The following is a 17210-nucleotide window of genomic DNA, read 5'->3' as shown; positions in this document are numbered from 1 at the left end:
CAAGAAACGGCAGCCCTTGCTTGACCCGCTGTTTCTTGTCGCTTGCAGCTTGAAACCTGCCGCTTAAATCATTTCCTCGGCGCCCTTGCCGCCAAGCACGATCTCGCCGGCCTCGGCCATGCGGCGGGCGATGGTGAGGATTTCCTTCTGCGCCGTTTCCACGTCGCTGACCCGTACCGGCCCCTTGGCCTCCAGGTCGTCGCGCAGCAGCTCGGACGCACGCTTGGACATGTTCTTGAAGATCTTGTCCTTGACCCGCTCGTCGGCGCCCTTGAGCGACACCACCAGCACGTCCGACGACACTTCGCGCAACAGCGCCTGGATGCCGCGATCGTCGACGTCGGCCAGGTTGTTGAAGACGAACATCAAGTCTTCGATCTGCTCCGACAGGTCACTGTCGATCTCGCGGATCGAGTCCATCAGCGCACCTTCCACAGAGCTGTCGAGGAAGTTCATGATATCGGCGGCGCGCTTGATGCCACCCAGGGTGGTACGCGCGGCATTGGAGTTGCCGGAGAACTGCTTCTCGAGGATCTGGTTGAGCTCCTTGAGTGCCGCCGGCTGCACGGTGTTGAGCGACGATACGCGCAGGACGATGTCCAGGCGCACCTTGTGGTCGAAGTTGCTCAGCACCTCGCCGGCCTGGTCGGGGTCGAGGTAGGCGACCACAATGGCCTGGATCTGCGGGTGCTCGTAGCGGATGACATCGGCCACGGCACGCGGCTCCATCCACTTGAGGCTGTCCAAGCCGCTGGTGTTGCCACCGAGCAGGATGCGGTCGATCAGGCCGTTGGCCTTGTCCTCGCCGAGGGCCTGGTTGAGCATCTTGCGGATATAGCCGTCGGAGCCGACACCCAGGCTGGTCTGGTCGCCGACGATTTCGACGAACTCGCTCATCACCTGCTCGACCTGCTCGCGATGGACGTTGCCCATCTGCGCCATGGCCACACCGACCCGCTGAACTTCCTTGGGCCCCATGTGGCGCAGGACCTGCGCGGCATCGGTCTCGCCAAGCGAGAGCAGGAGGATGGCCGCCTTGTCGACGCGGCTCAGCTTGGCGGTAATGGCTCGATTGTCACTCATCGGCGTTGATCCACTCTTTCACGACCTGGGCCACGCGGCCCGGGTCTTCGGCCACCAGGCCCTTGATTGCGTTGAGCTGTGCCTCGTAACCCTCGCTCGGGCTCGGCAACAGAATGCTTGTCGGGCCACCCAGGCTGACGCGGTCGTTGGCCAGTTCGCCATCCAGACCGATCATGCCGCCCAGCTCCATGTCGCTGTCCGTGGCCGCCTGCTTGCCGCCACCTGTGATGTTGTTGAGCACCGGACGCAGCACACCGAACACCAGCACCAGGATGAACAACACACCCAGCACCTGCTTGACGATGTCCCAGAACCAGGGCTGCGAGTAGAACGGAATATCGACCAGCTCGTCGCCACGGTCGGCGGCGAACGGCACGTTGATCACGGTGACACTGTCACCACGGCTGGCATCGAAGCCCACCGCGTCCTGTACCAGGCGGGTGAAGCGCGCCAGGTCCTCGGCGCCCCACGGGGTGCGGGTGGCTTCGCCGGTAGCGGCATCGAGCTTGACCTGGTCGTCCACCACCACGGCTACCGACAGGCGGGTCAGGCGACCTTGCTGCTGGCGGGTGTGGCTGATGGAACGGTCCAGTTCGAAGTTCTTGGTGCTTTGCTGGCGCTTGTCGCTCGGGTATGGCGCCAGCATCGGCTGGCCAGTCGCCGGGTCCATGATCTGTTGGCCATTGGCATCCACCAGCGGCTGGCCCGGCTGGATCGCGCCGGCAGGTGTCGCGCCAGCGGTAGCGTTTTCGGGGGCAGAGGCGCCAGCCGGCGGCTGGTTGCTCAACGCCCCCGGCACACCCTGCGGCCCTTGGCTGCTGGCACGCTGCTCATTGACCGATTGCTCGCTGCGCAGCGCCGGTTGGTCGGGGTTGAACTGTTCGGAGGTGGACTCGACAGCACTGAAGTCGACGTCAGTAGACACCTCTGCCTTGTAGCGGTCGTTACCCAGCACTGGCTGCAGAATATTGTGCACACGCTGAGTGAGCATGCTTTCCATGCGACGGCTGTAGTCGAATTGCTTGCCGGCCATGGTCAGGGCCGTGTCTTGCAACTGGTCGGAGAGCAGGTTGCCCTTCTGGTCGACTACGGTCACCTGGGACTTGTCCAGCTCCGGCACACTGGTCGCCACCAGATTGACAATCGCCATCACCTGGCCAGCTTCCAGAGCGCGCCCCGGATACAGCTCGACCAGTACCGAGGCGCTGGGCTTGCGCTCGTCGCGCACGAACACCGAACTTTTCGGGATCGCCAGGTGCACACGGGCAGCCTTGACGTTGTTCAAGCTCGATACCGTACGCGCCAGCTCGCCTTCAAGGCTGCGACGGTAACGGGTAGCTTCCATGAACTGGCTGGTACCCAGCCCTTGCTCTTTATCGAGCAATTCGAAGCCGACATTGCCATCGCTCGGCGCCACGCCGGCCGCAGCGAGTTTCAGACGCGCACGGGAGAGATCGTCGGCCTTGACCAGCAGCGCGCCGGAGTTGGGCTCCACGCGATACGGGATGTCGGAGGTGGCCAGGGTATCGATCACCTGCTTGGTGTCCATGCCCGCCAGGCTGCCATAGAGCGGGCGGTAGTCCGGTTGCTGCGACCAGAGCACCACGGCGAAGCCGATGGCCACGCTTGCCGCCAGCCCGACCAGCAGGCCGACCTGACGCAGCATGGGCATCTGCGAAATGTTTTCCAGGAACGACATGCCGAACAGCGGCGGCTTGGCTACTGGGGGGCCACTCTTGGCGGGGGCGTTATCGACGACTGCTTCGGCCATGACTCACTCTCGCCCTTATACCGGCATCTGCATGATGTCCTGGTACGCTTGCACCAGCTTGTTACGAACCTGGGTAAGTGCCTGGAACGACACGGAAGCCTTTTGCGAGGCGATCATCACGTCAGTCAGGTCAACACCGCTCTTGCCAATTTCGAAGGCGCTGGACAATTGGCTGGATGCCTGCTGAACCTCATTCACCTTGCCAATGGCCTGGCCGAGCATATCGGCAAAGCTGCTCTGCCCGGGCGCGAGCTCAGGCGCGGCGCCAACCTTGGGCAGGGACATGGCATCGGCCTGCATGGCGCGCATGTCCAACATCAGACGATTGAATTCAACACCTTGGGTCATGGACTTCTCTCTCCGGCGGCCGCACTTTTTTTGACACTCATGCAGCGAATAGTGATGGAGCTAGCAAGAGAAGTGCCAGCCATTCAGAAAACATTCAAAAGGACGTATCAGCCGAACAGACTGGCCTCGACATCGAACCCAGCGTCACGCATCTGCGCAAGCTTGTAACGCAAGGTTCTAGGGCTGATCCCCAGACGATCGGCCGCCTCCTTGCGACGACCGCGCTCGGCACGCAAGGTGTCGATGATCATCTGGTATTCGTGGCGACGCATGTCATCACCCAGGCCACCGGGCTCAACCGCAGAATCCGCAAATACTGGCTCAATAGTGGCCACTTTGGATGCCGACAATGGAATGGCGCCAGCCAGACAAAAATCCGCCGCCTCGATCACTCCGCCCTGCTGCAGGATCAACGCCCGCTGCAGCGCATTATCCAGCTCGCGAACGTTGCCAGGCCAGGCATAAGCCTGCAGGCAGGCCCGCGCCTCAGCGGATAGCTTGACCTGAGCGTGGCGCATCTTGCTGACATGACGTGCCAACAAACGCTCAGCGAGCGGCACGATGTCGGCCGGCCGATCACGCAATGCACGCCAAGCCATGGGGAATACCGATAGGCGGTAGTACAGGTCTTCCCGGAAGCGCCCGGCAGCAACCTCCTCCGCCAGATCGCGGTTGGTGGTAGCGAGCACGCGAATATCCAGCACCACCGGCTTGCGCCCGCCCACCCGCTCCACTTCACGCTCCTGCAGCACACGCAGCAACTTGGCCTGCAGCCCCAACGGCATTTCAGAGATCTCATCGAGCAGCAAGGTACCGCCGTCCGCCTGCTCGAACTTGCCAGCCTGCGCGGCGATAGCCCCGGTAAAGGCACCCTTCTCATGGCCGAAAAGCGTGGCTTCGAGCATGTTGTCAGGGATCGCGGCGCAGTTGATCGCCACGAACGCCTGCCCGGCCCGGCGCGACTGTTGGTGAATGAAACGCGCCAGCACTTCCTTGCCTGTGCCGGACTCACCGGAAATCAACACCGTCGAGTCGCTTTGCGCAACCCTTACAGCCAGCTCCAGCAGTTGCCGACTGGCAGGCTCACAGGCAACAGGTCCCGCCTCGTCACCCACGGCACCGCCACCCACGGCATGGCGTGCCACCAGGTCGAGCAAGGCCTTGGGTTCGAATGGTTTTACCAGATAGTCGACCGCTCCCTGGCGCATGGCCTCCACCGCACGCTCCACAGCCGCGTGAGCCGTCATCAGCAGCACCGGCAAATGCGGGTGGTGACGGCGTAACTGTGCCAGCAGCTCGTGGCCATCCATGCCCGGCATGTTCACATCACTGACTACCAGCGCAAAGGATTCCTCTAAGACCGCCCGCAACGCTTCCTCAGCACTACCAACTGCACGGTGAGCGAGGCCGCCGATCTCCAGGGTGTCGGCCAGCGCCTGGCGCAGGACTCGGTCATCCTCGACCAGCAGCACCTTCATCGTCATTGCCCCGCCTCCTCCTGAATACCGATCAATGGCAGCTCCACGGTGGCGCATGTACCGCGCCCCACCCGGGAACGCAGGCGCAGCGTACCGCGGTGCGCTCGCACCACTGCCTGGACCACGGCCACCCCCAGCCCGGTACCCGTGGACTTGGTGGTCAAAAACGGCTCCCCCAAGCGAGTCAACAACTGGCTATCGATACCACTGCCTGCATCGCTGACACACAGGTGCACAGCGTTTTCGCGGCGCAGCAGATGAATCTTCAAACGCGCCGACTCGCCACCGGCCTGCACGGCATTTTCGATCAGGTTGAGCAATGCACCCACCAGCGTATCGCGGTTGCACAGCAGTTCTCCCAGATGGGTATCGCATTGCCAGCGCACCGCATGCCCCTGCACATGGGAGTGAGCGGCTTGCTGCAAGGCCTGGAACAACCCCTTGGGGCTGACTCGATCATTGAGTGGCAGCTCGCCACGGGCGAACACCAGCATGTCGCGAACCTGATGCTCCAGTTCGTGCAGGCGCTCCTTGAGATTGCCGGCAAAACGCAGGCGCGTGTCGCAGGCCAACGCCTGCTCCGGGTCCGCCAGGTGGCTGGCATAGAGCATCGCGGCCGACAAGGGCGTGCGAATCTGATGCGCAAGGGAGGCAACCATGCGCCCCAACGAAGACAGACGCTCGTGTCGCGCCAACTGGCTTTGAAGGCGACGCGTTTCGGTCAGGTCATTGAGCAGCACCAACTGCCCAGGTTCGGCATCCAGAGAGCGGGTGGCAATGGACAAACGACGCCCGTCACGCAAGGAAACCTCATGACCGTCGTCCTCGCGCGGCGCGAAACTGCGCGCAATCACCTGGCGCCACAGCAGCCCGGTCAAAGGTTCACCCAGCAGCTCGCAAGCCGCCGGATTCGCCTCGCGCACACAGCCCTCACCATCGATGACGATCACCCCGCCAGGCAGCAGATCGAGCAAATTCTGCAGACGGTTGGCCAGGCGTTCTTTCTCGTCCAGCTCGGCCATGCGCTGCGCACTGACCACAGCCAACTCGCCCTTGAGCTCGCTGACCCGCGACTCAAGCATGCTGTACGAGTGGCTCAACTGGCTGGAAACCTGATCGAACAGGGCGAACGCCTGCTCAAGACCCTGCCGGCTCTCCTGCTCAAGCGGGGTGTGCCCTCGCGAATCGGGGGCTGGGGAACGGTGGGCGGCCTGGGGCATCGTGCTCTCTCGCATGGCTGACCGTCATAAAAACGGTATGTTGCCTGCGGTGTAGCAATAGCCGTGCCGAAGATGGGGACAATGACACCAGGCAGCATTGCACGCTGATCGACGTCAACGCCCGGGGCCGCATCGCGACCCCGGGCGAGCAAACGTCACTCGTCGGCCTGGTCTTCGCCACCTTGCCGGCTCATGCCGTACTTGCGCATCTTCTCGACCAGCGTGGTCCGACGGATACGCAGACGCTCGGCAGCACGCGCAACGATGCCATTGGCATCATCCAGTGCCTGCTGGATCAGGCCCTGCTCCAGGCTGCCGAGGTAGTCCTTAAGGTCCAAGCCTTCCGGCGGCAGCATGGCGTGGTTGGCGAAATTCGGCGCATGGCCGTTGATCGCCACGCGCTCTTCCAGGTCGGAGCGCAGGCTGTCCACCAACTGCTCGTCTTCATCATCGACGTAGCGGAACTTCTTCGGCAGCTCCGCAACGCCGATCACCCCATACGGATGCATGATTGCCATGCGCTCCACCAGGTTGGCCAGCTCGCGGACGTTGCCCGGCCAACCATGGCGGCACAACGACATGATCGAAGCGGAGTTGAAGCGGATCGACCCACGCTTCTCGTGCTCCATGCGCGAGATCAGCTCGTTCATCAGCAGCGGGATATCTTCCACCCGCTCACGCAACGGCGCCATCTCGATAGGGAACACGTTCAGCCGGTAATACAAATCTTCGCGGAAGGTCCCATCCTCGATCATGGTCTCGAGGTTCTTGTGCGTCGCAGCGATGATGCGCACGTCGATGCTCTGGGTCTTGTTGCTGCCGACCCGCTCGAAGGTGCGCTCCTGCAGTACGCGCAGCAGCTTGACCTGCATCGGCAGCGGCATGTCGCCGATCTCGTCGAGGAACAACGTGCCACCATTGGCCAGCTCGAAGCGCCCGGCACGGCTGGTGATGGCCCCGGTGAAGGCGCCCTTCTCGTGACCGAACAATTCGCTTTCGAGCAGCTCCGCCGGGATCGCCCCGCAGTTGACCGGCACGAACGGTGCCTCGCGGCGCTTGGAGTGGTAGTGCAGGTTGCGCGCCACCACTTCCTTGCCGGTGCCGGACTCGCCGAGGATCAGCACGCTGGCATCGGTGTCGGCGACCTGCTGCATCATCTGCCGCACATGCTGGATGGCACGACTGGTACCCACCAGGCTGCGGAACAGGTTGGGCTCGCGCTGACGACCGCGCTCGCGGGCCTGGTCGTACATCTCGCGATAGACCTGGGCACGGTGCAGGGAATCGAGCAACTGGCTGTAGCTCGGCGGCATCTCGAGGTTGGACAGCACACGACGACGCAGGTCCTCGGGGAAGTCCGCAGAAGAAATTTCCCCCAGAAGCAGAACCGGAAGGAACTCATCCCACCCGGCCACTGTCTTAAGGAGCCCCAGTACGCTGGCCGGGGCATTTACGGTACCGATGAGGACACACAGCACTTCACGGCTGGAAGACAAACCCTCGACCACCTGCTGCCAGTCATCGCTGGAGCAGGACAGGTTTTCTTCGCCGAGAAAATTCAGGACCACCGCCAGATCGCGGCGGCGTTCGCTGTCGTCATCGATCAGGAGAATCTTGGTTTCACGCCACATGCAATAGCAACTTCCCTAGTCATATCGGCGCCCGAAGGCGTGCACGACATCATTCCGACTGAATGGTCAGTGTTCGGACGTCTGAATTTCGAAAACAGCCACTAGTAAAGTCAAAAAACGGCACACAGTCAAATTTATGGCGCGCTGATTTTTGTGTCACCTGTGGTCAGGTGAACAAATGGTATACCTTTGTCGCGTTTTCTGCCTGACGGATCTTCGCCATCTCGTCGACTACCGATTGACGCTCGCCACTTGCAACTTCAATTAGCTGCCGATAGACACCCTGCAGCTGCTCCAGGCTTGCGCGAACCTCATCCTCGTTAGACAAGGCCTCGGCCAGCACGTCTTCAACACACAGACGGCATTCAAGATCTAGTTCGCCCACCGCATCCCAGTCCCGGCTGGCCAAGGCGGCCAGCAGCAACTCGCGGGTCTGGTCGATACGATCGATTACCTCACTCATGACAACCTCCTGGTTCAGGGCGTCGGCAGCTGCTCGCCGATCGCATCCCAGCCTTCCTTGACCGTGATCAGCAGCCGCGCGACTTCATCGATGATCTCGGGGTCGTTCTTGACGTTCGCCTCGACCAAGCGACGGCTCATGTAGGTGTACAGGTTGTCCAGGTCGGCCAGGCTGTCGGCATGGTTTTCCAGGTCGAGACCCTCGCGCAGGCCACCGATAATATCGATGGCCTTGCCGATCAGGATGCCCTTTTGGGCGATATCCTTGCGGGCAATGGCGCCCTTGGCCTGGGCCAGGCGATCTAGACCGCCCTGCATGAGCATTTGCACCAGACGGTGCGGACTGGCCTCGGAAGTCTGTGCCGCGCCATTGACTTTCTGGTATTGCCGAAGGGCCAACATCGGGTTCATGGATCTACCTCGTTGCAGCGAAAAGGTGCATATACCTCTTGTATCGCCGCCACGTCAAAAAACTTTAGCCAGGAAAGACAAAGCCCGGCACGCCTGTGTGGCGCCGCCGGGCTTTTGTCATGCTCGATCGATCAGGACTTCTTGGCCTGGGCGTTCATGGCCTCGAAGATCGAGGTGATCTGCTCGCCCTGCTTCTTCATCTTGGCCAGGGCGGTGTCGAGCGCGGAGAATTTCTTGGTCAGCGACGCGGTCAGCAACTCGGTACGACGATCCAGCGCCGCCTGCTGGTTTTCCAGATTCTTGGCCGCCTTGTCGAGGTTCGTCTTGCGGGAATCGAGCATGCCACCGGTCGAGTTGTATGGTTCGATGGCCTTGTTCATCCGCTCGAACAGACCATTGGTCCCCGTGAACAGTTCCTGGATCTCAGAACCCAGCTTCTTGTCGTTCAATGCAGAGGTGAACTTGGTGCTATTGAACTCCAGGGTGCCATCTTTCTGGGTGTTGATACCCAACTGACTGAGCGTGGTCAGCTTGTCCCCTGCCCCCACTTCCGTCAGCACCTTGCGCACATCGCCCAGCAACGACCGGGTAGTCGGGTCGTTGGTCAGCGGACCAAGGCTCTTGACGTTTCCGTTGGCATCTTTCTCAGGCGTGACCAGCGCAGTAACAGCCTTCTGCAGGGTGTTATAGGCATCGACGAACGACTGCACGGACTTCTTCAGGCCTTCGTTGTCCAGCGCAACAGTCGCCTTCGTGGGATTACCGCCCGTGGAGACACCGGTGAGCTCGAGCGTCAGGCCACTGATAGCCTGGTCGACGGTATTCTTCGGGCTTTTCAGCGCCAGCCCGTCGATGGAGAATTCCGCGTCCTGGGCCAGCCCGCTGATGTAACCCGCACCACTTCCGCTGATGGGCTGAGTACCGTTGATGGCCAACTCCGGAATACCACCGACAGAGATGTCGCTGCCTTGGCCGGTCGTGGTGGAGCTGAATACCAGGCGCGAACCGCCCGCCTCGTTGATGATGTTGGCGGTGATGCCGTTGGCGCTCATTTCCTTGTTGATCTGGTCGCGCACGCTCTGCAGCGTGGCACCGCTGGCGACATTGACCTTGTAGTCCTTGCCGTTCTGACTGATGGTCAGCTCACCGGCGCCGATCGCCGTGCTGGCACCACCTGCGAACTGCTTGCTGGCAACCTTGGAGGCGGTAGCCAACTTGTCGACCTTGATATCGTAGGTCCCTGCGACCGCCGAGTTGCTCGACTTGATCTTGACCACTTTCTCGTCAGCGGAAGTGCCTGCGAAGGCATTGAACGAAGGCGCGTTCTTGTCGTTGAGCTTCTTCATGGCGTCCTGGAACGCCGTCAAGGCGCTGCGCAGGGAACCGATACCGGAGATCATCGCGGAGTTGTTGCTCGTCTGCCGAGCAATCTGGTTGGCCTTGGCCGAGGTGTCGGCATTCACCAACACGCTGACGATGTTCTTGATATCGAGCCCGTAGCCCGCACCCGTGTTGGTAGTAATCGGGCTTGCCATGCTGTCGCTCCTCTCTTCGATGGGCCAGCCCCGCTCCTGCAAGACTGACTTGAATCACATATTTGCGCTCGCCGCCAATCAGACCTTGGCGTCGAACAGAATACTTTTGACATCGCTCAGGCTATGAGCGATCCGCAGGGCCTCTTCCGAGGGCAACTGACGAATCAACTCACCAGTTTCACTGGCAATGACCTTGACCACGATCTTACCGGACTCTTCGTCTGTGACGAACTCCAGATTGCGTCGCGTTTCCTTCAGGAACTTCTCGATCTCCGAGACAGCACCTTTGACATCATTTGCAGCCTGTACCTTGTCGGCGCTCTGCACCTTGCCCGGATCCTGCTGCTTCTCGCCGTCACCGGAAGTGCCTGTCGACCGCGCAACCGGTTTTTCAGCAACCTGCTCGGCCGTGCGCGCAGCCGGGTAAGACAGGTTCAGCTTGACGCTCATGTCCATGTCCAGCACCTCACAATGAAAAGGCGGGGAAGCGCCTGGAGAGCACTCCCCCGCCATCAGCTATCAGGCAGATTAGCCCAGCAGCTTCAGGACTGCCGATGGCAGCTGGTTGGCCTGAGCCAGAACCGAGGTCGAAGCCTGCTGCAGGGTCTGCTGCTTGGTCAGCTGGGCAGTTTCAGCAGCGAAGTCGGTGTCCTGTACACGGCCACGGGCGGCTTCGGCGTTCTCGTTGATGTTCTGCAGGTTGTTGATGGTGCTGGTCAGACGGTTCTGCGAAGCACCCAGGTCGGCACGCGAGGTGTTGATTGCCTGCAGGGCGGAGTCGATAGCGCTGACAGCGGCGCTGAAGGTGGCCTGGGCGGCGGTGCTATCGGCACCAGTGATGCTCTTGCCGGCCAGAGCAGTCAGGGCTGCGCCAGCACCAGTAGTTTTCATCGCAGCGCTCAGGCTGATGGTGATCTGGTTGGCAGCACCAACGTTCGAACCAACCTGGAAGACCATCTGGCCGCCAGTACCGTCCAGCAGGTTCTTGCCGTTCAGCTGGGTGGAGTCAGCGATACGGTCGATCTCTTGCAGCATCGACTGGAACTCTTTGTCCAGTGCGTCACGGTCTTGCGAGCTGTTCGAGTCGTTACGCGATTGCAGTGCCAGTTCGCGCATACGCTGCAGGATGTTGGTCTGCTCTTGCATCGCGCCTTCAGCGGTCTGGGCGATGGAGATACCGTCGTTGGCGTTTTTGATGGCCATGGTCTGACCACGGATCTGCGAGGTCATGCGGGTAGCGATCTGCAGGCCGGCGGCGTCGTCTTTGGCGCTGTTGATTTTCAGGCCGGAGGACAGACGGGTCATCGAAGTGCTCAGTGCGTCGGAAGCACGGTTCAGGTTCTTCTGAACGCCCAGAGAGGTGGTGTTAGTGTTTACAGTCAAAGCCATGACGAATTCCTCGTTGGATTGGGTACTACGGCTTCCGGCCTTGGCAATTCGCCGGGTAGGTGGCCTAGAGAACCTTCGTAATGTTTATCGTCGCCAGTGCAGTTTGCTTTAGGGCGATTTCCCATTTTTTTTACTGGCATCCTGCCACTCCAATGAAATCAGGGGTTTGACGCCAAATTACCAACAGCCAAAAAACAAAAAAGCGCTGACCTATAACGGGCAGCGCCTCTTCTATATAGACACGCGGAGCTTAGCCATTGCGCTCGATGATTGCCGAGCCCCACGACAGACCGACGCCGAAACCACTGAGCGCGACACGCCTGCACTGCGAGCCGATCACATGCTTTTCCAATAGCAGCGGAATGCTCGAAGACACGGTATTGCCAGTCTCGACCATGTCCTTGACGAACTTCTCGCGCTGACGCCCCTCGTCGAAACGCTGCGAGACCGCATCGACGATCGCCGCGCTCCCCTGATGCAGGCAGTAAAGGTCAATATCCTCGGCCTTCAAGTGACTGGTCTCGAGCAACTGCTGCAGGTGCGCCGGCACCTTGACCAGGGCAAAATTATAGACCTGACGACCATTCATGAAGAACGTGCCTTCGGTGGTGCGCAAGTGCTCGGCACCCGCCCCATCACTGCCAAACAGCGACTTGCCCAGCCGCCAGGCAGCGCCCTCTCCCATCCAGGTGGCCGTTGCAGCATCGCCGAACAGCATGGTGGTGTTGCGGTCCTCAGGGTCGACAATCTTCGAATAGGGATCTGCGGTGATCAACAAGCCATTCTTCAGCCCCGCGGCATCCATGAACCCCTTCATGGCATACAGGCCATAGACATAGCCGGAGCAGCCCAGCGAGATATCGAAGGCAGCGATGGCGGTAGACAAGCCCAGCTTGTTCTGGACGATCGCCGCGGTATGCGGCAGGCCTTCGGCATCGCCGTTCTGGGTAACGACGATCACCACATCGATGGACGCCGGATCTAGCTCCGGGTTGCCAGCAAACAGTGCCCGAGCGGCCTCGACGCACAGGTCGGAGGTTTCCTGATCGACACCCTTGCGCGGCAGGAAGGTCGAACCGATCTTGCCGAAGATAAAATCCTGATCCTTGCCGAATTTCGCACCCTGGGCGTAATTGTCGACACCCTCTGCAGGTACGTAACTGGCGATGCTTTTGATGCCAATCATTGTGGCTTCCCGATGGAAATGGCGAAAATTCGCGGGCTTCGCGACCAAGATCATGCACCCTGCCTACCGCATCGACGAGGCTGCCCGCTGACTCAATAGATTAAAGATGCACGTTTCGACTGCCAAGTCACGCAATGATGCATTTCTCCCACCTATACAGCCACATGCAAGGCACGCCAGCGGCACATATCTTGCGTTAGCTAACCCAGATCCAGAATACCGGGCCGAACCGAAGCGAATTGAACCTGTGCGGATTCGGCCTCTGCAAGCAAGACCACCCAACGATAAAGGACAGCGCAATGAAGGTCTGCCACACCCATCGGGAAAATCTGTACACGCTGCTGGGCGCACTTTTCCAAATAATGGAAAAGCGTCCGATCGTCGCCGAGCTTGGGGTTCTGCGCGGAGAAAACGCACTGAAAATTCACTCGGCGCTGTCGCCGGAAAAGATGGTGCTCATCGACAGCTGGAGCAAGGCGGCCAACGATGCGTACAGCCCTTTCGATCAACTGCCGCCCTGGGTCGCTCCCGTCGATACCTACGCCTATTACTACGGGGGCTCGCTTCACGACCAGCAGACCTGGGACAAACTGTACGAAGAATGCCGGGAACGCTTCACCCACCTGCCGGAAGTGACAATTATCCGTTCCGAGACCATCGGCGCCATCGAAAAAATCCGACAGGAAACCGACATCAGCAAGTTCGACCTGGTGTACATCGATGCCAACCACCAGTACGAATATATCCTGCGCGACCTGATGTACTACCAGGACCTGGTCGCCGAAGACGGCTTCATCATGCTCAATGACTGCTGCCACAGCCCGAATGGCACCAAACAGAACCTGGGCGTGCTCGAAGCACTGGGCAGCTTCATCAAACGCTCTGATTTCATCCCGGTCGCCATGACCAATACCGACTGGTCGGATGTAATCCTGGTCAGGAAGAACTCCATGCTCGTTCAGTTGATGGACATGGCCCTGACCAACTCGGACGTCCCCTACGTCGAAATCCCCTACCAGCTGATCACCGCAGCGCGTGTGGTCTACGGAAGCCAGCAGCACAATATCAGCTTCTGCTGATACTGCCCCGCATGGGTCACTCCACCCCATGCAAGCCAATGCAAACAATAAGGGCGCCACTCCTGGCGCCCTTGTTGTCAATTCACCTACTGATCAACCCGCGAGCACGGCGCGTCGCCAGGCGTCCAGCCTCTGTCCCTCAAGCAACCAATCACTGCGCACCATCGCCTGCTGGGCGCTGCCAAGGGCCGCAGATGCATCACGATCATCAAGATGCAGACGTATCGCCCGAATCCAGTCACAGGCCTGATTGCTCACCCTCGACAATGGCAAGGTATCGCCACCTGCGAAGCCAGCCACCCGACTACAGATTACCGACTGACCGCACGCCGCATGCTGGAGCACACGCACGTCACCGGAAAATGCGTTCACCTCAGACTCGCCCATCGGCACAAGGGCGATGTCCAGGTCCAAGGCAGCCAGGGTGACACCAAGGGATTGCGCATCCACAGCATGATGATGCTCTTTGAGATAGGGCAACAAGCTGGCAGGACAATCCCCCAGCACAACCCAGTCGACCTCGCCCACCAGCACCGGCACTACTTCGGCGAGCAGGTACGCATCACGACACCCGAGCCATCCCACGCGGGGTTTCTCTCCTGCGCGCCGCCCCCCTTGCAAGCGTCCCCACGAAGCTGGCAGCACATTTTCGAGCACCTGGACATCGTCATGCCAACCCTGCAGCCTCTCGGCTGCGGCAGCTGTTGCAACCAGCACCCTGTCAGCCTGCATCACTGCGGGCCGGATACGCCGCTCCAGATCTTCGGCATGAAGCAACTGCGCACCGCCCAGGTCCTGCGGATAACGATCCAGATCGTAGACCTTGAACGCCTGCGAGAAAGCTCGCAGCCTACGCAAGGTCAATAACCCAGCCTCATCCAGCGCCCCCTGCAGGACAACACTTGAGGGATTGAAGCGTTCTATTTCCACGGCTGACAATGTCCCGGCGACCACCGCACCCTCCAGACGACCTGCCTCACGCAAGGACTCCATGGGTTCCAGCAGCCGCGAGGGTACTGCCTGCTCCTGATCGACCACAAAGGCCAGCACGCTTGGCACCACCCCCTGCAACGGTCGCCAACTCATTTCATAGCCCTGAACGGCGAACTCCTCGCCGGTACTCAGCGAAAAGTTGACGTTGTACGCCGCATCATGCGCCAACTGCGGCAACCAGCGCGCATATAGCGCTTCCTCCTGCTCGGCACTGGCCGGCGCAGGCGGCGGAGCATCCAGCAACACCCTGGCGTGAGGCGTCCAGACATTCAGATAACCCGCCTGAGCCAACCGCAGGCACAGGTCCACAGCCGCCCAGCGGGAATACAACGGATCGGTATCGAAGCCACCAAGCTCGACAAACAGCGAGCGGCGCACCATGAGACACTCACCACCGACAGCCGAACAATCCTGCTCCAGCCCAAGGCGCCCCATGTAACCCGGATCCTGCACCGACCGCCCCTCGAAGGCACGCCCAACCCCGCCCCCCAGCCCCAGCACCAGGGCTGCCTGATGGATAGCACCATCGCGGGACAACAGCTTGCAACCAACCGCCCCCACCTCCGGACGCTGGGCATGATTGAGCAACGTGGGCAGCCAATCATCATCAAGCACCACGCTATCAGCATCCAGCCATAGCAGATAATCGCCACGAGCCTGCTCGGCTGCCGCATTGCACATGGCCGCGCGTGCATGGCCGGGCTCGAAGCGAAGGACCTTGAAGCGCCCCTCCCCCATTTGCCCGACCATCGCCAACCAGTCCAGTAGCACCTCATCGTCGCTGCCCGGCTCAACCAGCAATACTTCGTACCCGACATGAGCCGTCTGCGCCAGCAAGCCCTCCAGACAACGCTGGAAGTTCACCAACTGCCCTTCAAGGAAAATGATGATGCTGACCGAGGCCGACTGTTGATGCGCGTACTCGATTCGATAGCGACCAGGAGCAGTGGGCAATGGCAACGCCCGAGCGCCGAGATATCCTCGCCCCTGCAGGTGCGCCTCGATGACCGCGCAAACGTCTTCACACGGCTGTAGCAGCAACGCATTGCCAATCAGCAACGGCTCACTGACATGACCAACGCATCCCAACCCGCGCTCACTGATCAAACGCAACTGATAATCCAGCTCGAGCGCACGACCAGCAGCCTCGCTGAAAGCGCCTAGCTGACGCCAAGCATCGCATCGGTACAGCCAATGTCGCGACAGGCTCTCCGGGAAAGCCAGCAACATATCCAGATTCAGATCAGGCCGTAATGCGGTCTCGACTACGCCCTGCGCCTGACACAAGGCCTCGTCAGCGTAGACAGCCAAGCAGTCCGACGAGGCCCGAACCAGCTCGAGCGCCGTCATCAGCAGACCACTGGCGGTAAACTCGGTGCCCGCATCGACCAGCATGAACCATTCATCGGAGCCCCCCTGCAGGCAGGCATCAATTGCCGTGACCGCCCCCACCCGGGAACCATCCCTATCAAGCACACAGGTCTGCACCCCCCGATACAGGCCGCGAGCCAGGCTATCCAAGGTAACCGCCAGCGCTGCATCGTCACCATGGTCCTTTACCAGCACGACAAAGCGCACAGCAGTAGCACTGGCCAGATGCTCATCAATCACCTGCATCTGCCGCGGCCGGGGATAACGCTGACGCAACCAGCCACGCCCTCCTAGCCGATCACCCACGGCTTCACGACGGGCGGCCGCCTGCGTCTTGGCGATGAACACTTCAAGCTGATTCCAGAACGGCGCCGTTCGCTCGACATAACGCTGCAAAGCGCCATCCAGACCTCCACGGGCATGTGCCAACGCATCTTCGCGATCCAGCATGGCGAAGCCGGCACTGCCGACAAAGCTGGCATCGAGGAAGGCCTGGTCGATGCCATGCCCAGGTATGAAAATGACCGGACACCCGCAAAGCACCGCGATTACGCAGGTCATCGACCATTCATGGGTATACATCACCTCCGCCCGGCGAAGCAGCTGCGCCAGCTCCGACAACGTCAGAGCGTTCGCCATGCTCAGTAGGCGGATATCCTCTGGCAGTATCGAATAGTCAATGGCATCGAGCGGATGGCGATTCTGATACAGATACCGGCCTTCACGCCGATCAACTGGCTCTCCGGCACAGAACAGGTCCACATCGATGGTAGGCAGGCACAACAGGTCACCATCCGGACGACCGTGGTCTTGCGCGATCAGCTTGCCTGAGTAAAAACACAGGTCACTGGGAGCCGCCTCCATTCCTCGCCCACTGATGAAACCTTCGAAGTTCAACAGAAAGCGTGCCACGACCGAACAATGGAAGGGGTTGCCCACCGTGACCTCGGGGTAGACTGCGATTGGCACCCGACCAGCAAGCCTGTGACGCTCGCTGGCCTCATCATCGAGCAACGGCGTCTTAAGCTCGGGGTTCACCACTTTGCCGCCCAGGATGTAGGCCTCTCGCCCGTTGAGGTTGAGCAGGTGACAGAGGTAATGAAGCGAGGCAATCCCCGATGAGGTTTCCCGGTAGTCCGGCGCCATGATGTAGTACGGGTGCTCCGGCCGGGCATACATCAACCGAAGACGCTTCATGGCCTGCTCAAGGCCCGCGCCCACCTGCACGGAATTCGACATGGGAAAAACTCCAG

At 60.6% G+C, this 17210-nt stretch carries 14 protein-coding genes; 1 reads left to right on the top strand and 13 read right to left on the bottom strand.

What is annotated here, in order from left to right:
- Positions 1-63 precede the first annotated feature (63 nt).
- The 12 genes from fliG to LOY42_RS07600 form a co-directional block, all read right to left on the bottom strand.
- Positions 64-1083, bottom strand: a complete 1020-nt coding sequence (gene fliG / locus LOY42_RS07655; RefSeq protein ID WP_023631000.1) for a flagellar motor switch protein FliG — start codon at positions 1081-1083, stop codon at positions 64-66.
- Positions 1076-2854 (bottom strand): flagellar basal-body MS-ring/collar protein FliF, encoded by a 1779-nt coding sequence (gene fliF, locus LOY42_RS07650; protein WP_102685151.1) that lies wholly within the window; start codon positions 2852-2854, stop codon positions 1076-1078. The genes fliG and fliF overlap by 8 nt, the downstream gene beginning before the upstream one ends.
- A 15-nt stretch (positions 2855-2869) precedes the next feature.
- Positions 2870-3202 carry a flagellar hook-basal body complex protein FliE gene (gene fliE / locus LOY42_RS07645; protein WP_046854674.1) on the bottom strand — a complete coding sequence of 111 codons (333 nt, stop codon included), beginning with the start codon at positions 3200-3202 and terminating at the stop codon, positions 2870-2872.
- A 107-nt stretch (positions 3203-3309) separates the two neighbouring features.
- Positions 3310-4686, bottom strand: a complete 1377-nt coding sequence (locus LOY42_RS07640; RefSeq protein WP_139673311.1) for a sigma-54 dependent transcriptional regulator — start codon at positions 4684-4686, stop codon at positions 3310-3312.
- Entirely contained in the window at positions 4683-5900 is a 1218-nt protein-coding gene (locus tag LOY42_RS07635) for a PAS domain-containing sensor histidine kinase (protein WP_102685153.1), read from the bottom strand. The genes LOY42_RS07640 and LOY42_RS07635 overlap by 4 nt, the downstream gene beginning before the upstream one ends.
- 155 nt (positions 5901-6055) lie before the next feature.
- Entirely contained in the window at positions 6056-7531 is a 1476-nt protein-coding gene (gene fleQ / locus LOY42_RS07630; protein ID WP_046854671.1) for a transcriptional regulator FleQ, read from the bottom strand.
- A 166-nt stretch (positions 7532-7697) separates the two neighbouring features.
- Positions 7698-7994 carry a flagellar protein FliT gene (fliT, locus tag LOY42_RS07625; RefSeq protein ID WP_094012445.1) on the bottom strand — a complete coding sequence of 99 codons (297 nt, stop codon included), beginning with the start codon at positions 7992-7994 and terminating at the stop codon, positions 7698-7700.
- A 14-nt stretch (positions 7995-8008) separates the two neighbouring features.
- Complete coding sequence (gene fliS, locus LOY42_RS07620; RefSeq protein ID WP_094012444.1) at positions 8009-8404, bottom strand: flagellar export chaperone FliS; 396 nt, start codon at positions 8402-8404, stop codon at positions 8009-8011.
- Positions 8405-8535: 131 nt separating this feature from the next.
- Complete coding sequence (gene fliD, locus LOY42_RS07615; protein ID WP_139673314.1) at positions 8536-9939, bottom strand: flagellar filament capping protein FliD; 1404 nt, start codon at positions 9937-9939, stop codon at positions 8536-8538.
- A gap of 78 nt (positions 9940-10017) precedes the next feature.
- Entirely contained in the window at positions 10018-10395 is a 378-nt protein-coding gene (locus LOY42_RS07610) for a flagellar protein FlaG (protein ID WP_139673317.1), read from the bottom strand.
- A 72-nt stretch (positions 10396-10467) separates the two neighbouring features.
- The gene (locus LOY42_RS07605; protein WP_139673320.1) at positions 10468-11328 is read right to left on the bottom strand and encodes a flagellin domain-containing protein; all 861 of its coding nucleotides are present in this window, start codon (positions 11326-11328) and stop codon (positions 10468-10470) included.
- 250 nt (positions 11329-11578) lie between these two features.
- Positions 11579-12514, bottom strand: a complete 936-nt coding sequence (locus LOY42_RS07600; RefSeq protein WP_139673323.1) for a ketoacyl-ACP synthase III — start codon at positions 12512-12514, stop codon at positions 11579-11581.
- Positions 12515-12813: 299 nt separating this feature from the next.
- Here LOY42_RS07600 and LOY42_RS07595 point away from each other — a divergent pair, with 299 nt between their 5' ends.
- On the top strand, positions 12814-13593 hold the full coding sequence (locus LOY42_RS07595) for a class I SAM-dependent methyltransferase (RefSeq protein WP_094012439.1): 780 nt from the start codon (positions 12814-12816) through the stop codon (positions 13591-13593).
- A 93-nt stretch (positions 13594-13686) separates the two neighbouring features.
- On the opposite strand, the gene LOY42_RS07590 is transcribed toward LOY42_RS07595, so the two are convergent.
- Positions 13687-17196, bottom strand: a complete 3510-nt coding sequence (locus LOY42_RS07590) for a glycosyltransferase (RefSeq protein WP_258600162.1) — start codon at positions 17194-17196, stop codon at positions 13687-13689.
- Positions 17197-17210: the final 14 nt, after the last annotated feature.

This window comes from Pseudomonas sp. B21-023, assembly GCF_024749165.1.
Taxonomy (GTDB): Bacteria; Pseudomonadota; Gammaproteobacteria; order Pseudomonadales; family Pseudomonadaceae; genus Aquipseudomonas.
Note: the sequence above shows the minus strand (reverse complement) of the source record. Positions and strands in the feature narration are given on the sequence as shown.

What these genes read in the sequence shown, in the direction of transcription:
- fliG (WP_023631000.1), bottom strand. Translation starts at nt 1,083, where the DNA reads ATGAGTGACAATCGAGCCATTACCGCCAAGCTGAGCCGCGTCGACAAG.
- fliF (WP_102685151.1), bottom strand. Translation starts at nt 2,854, where the DNA reads ATGGCCGAAGCAGTCGTCGATAACGCCCCCGCCAAGAGTGGCCCCCCA.
- fliE (WP_046854674.1), bottom strand. Translation starts at nt 3,202, where the DNA reads ATGACCCAAGGTGTTGAATTCAATCGTCTGATGTTGGACATGCGCGCC.
- LOY42_RS07640 (WP_139673311.1), bottom strand. Translation starts at nt 4,686, where the DNA reads ATGACGATGAAGGTGCTGCTGGTCGAGGATGACCGAGTCCTGCGCCAG.
- LOY42_RS07635 (WP_102685153.1), bottom strand. Translation starts at nt 5,900, where the DNA reads ATGCCCCAGGCCGCCCACCGTTCCCCAGCCCCCGATTCGCGAGGGCAC.
- fleQ (WP_046854671.1), bottom strand. Translation starts at nt 7,531, where the DNA reads ATGTGGCGTGAAACCAAGATTCTCCTGATCGATGACGACAGCGAACGC.
- fliT (WP_094012445.1), bottom strand. Translation starts at nt 7,994, where the DNA reads ATGAGTGAGGTAATCGATCGTATCGACCAGACCCGCGAGTTGCTGCTG.
- fliS (WP_094012444.1), bottom strand. Translation starts at nt 8,404, where the DNA reads ATGAACCCGATGTTGGCCCTTCGGCAATACCAGAAAGTCAATGGCGCG.
- fliD (WP_139673314.1), bottom strand. Translation starts at nt 9,939, where the DNA reads ATGGCAAGCCCGATTACTACCAACACGGGTGCGGGCTACGGGCTCGAT.
- LOY42_RS07610 (WP_139673317.1), bottom strand. Translation starts at nt 10,395, where the DNA reads ATGGACATGAGCGTCAAGCTGAACCTGTCTTACCCGGCTGCGCGCACG.
- LOY42_RS07605 (WP_139673320.1), bottom strand. Translation starts at nt 11,328, where the DNA reads ATGGCTTTGACTGTAAACACTAACACCACCTCTCTGGGCGTTCAGAAG.
- LOY42_RS07600 (WP_139673323.1), bottom strand. Translation starts at nt 12,514, where the DNA reads ATGATTGGCATCAAAAGCATCGCCAGTTACGTACCTGCAGAGGGTGTC.
- LOY42_RS07595 (WP_094012439.1), top strand. Translation starts at nt 12,814, where the DNA reads ATGAAGGTCTGCCACACCCATCGGGAAAATCTGTACACGCTGCTGGGC.
- LOY42_RS07590 (WP_258600162.1), bottom strand. Translation starts at nt 17,196, where the DNA reads ATGTCGAATTCCGTGCAGGTGGGCGCGGGCCTTGAGCAGGCCATGAAG.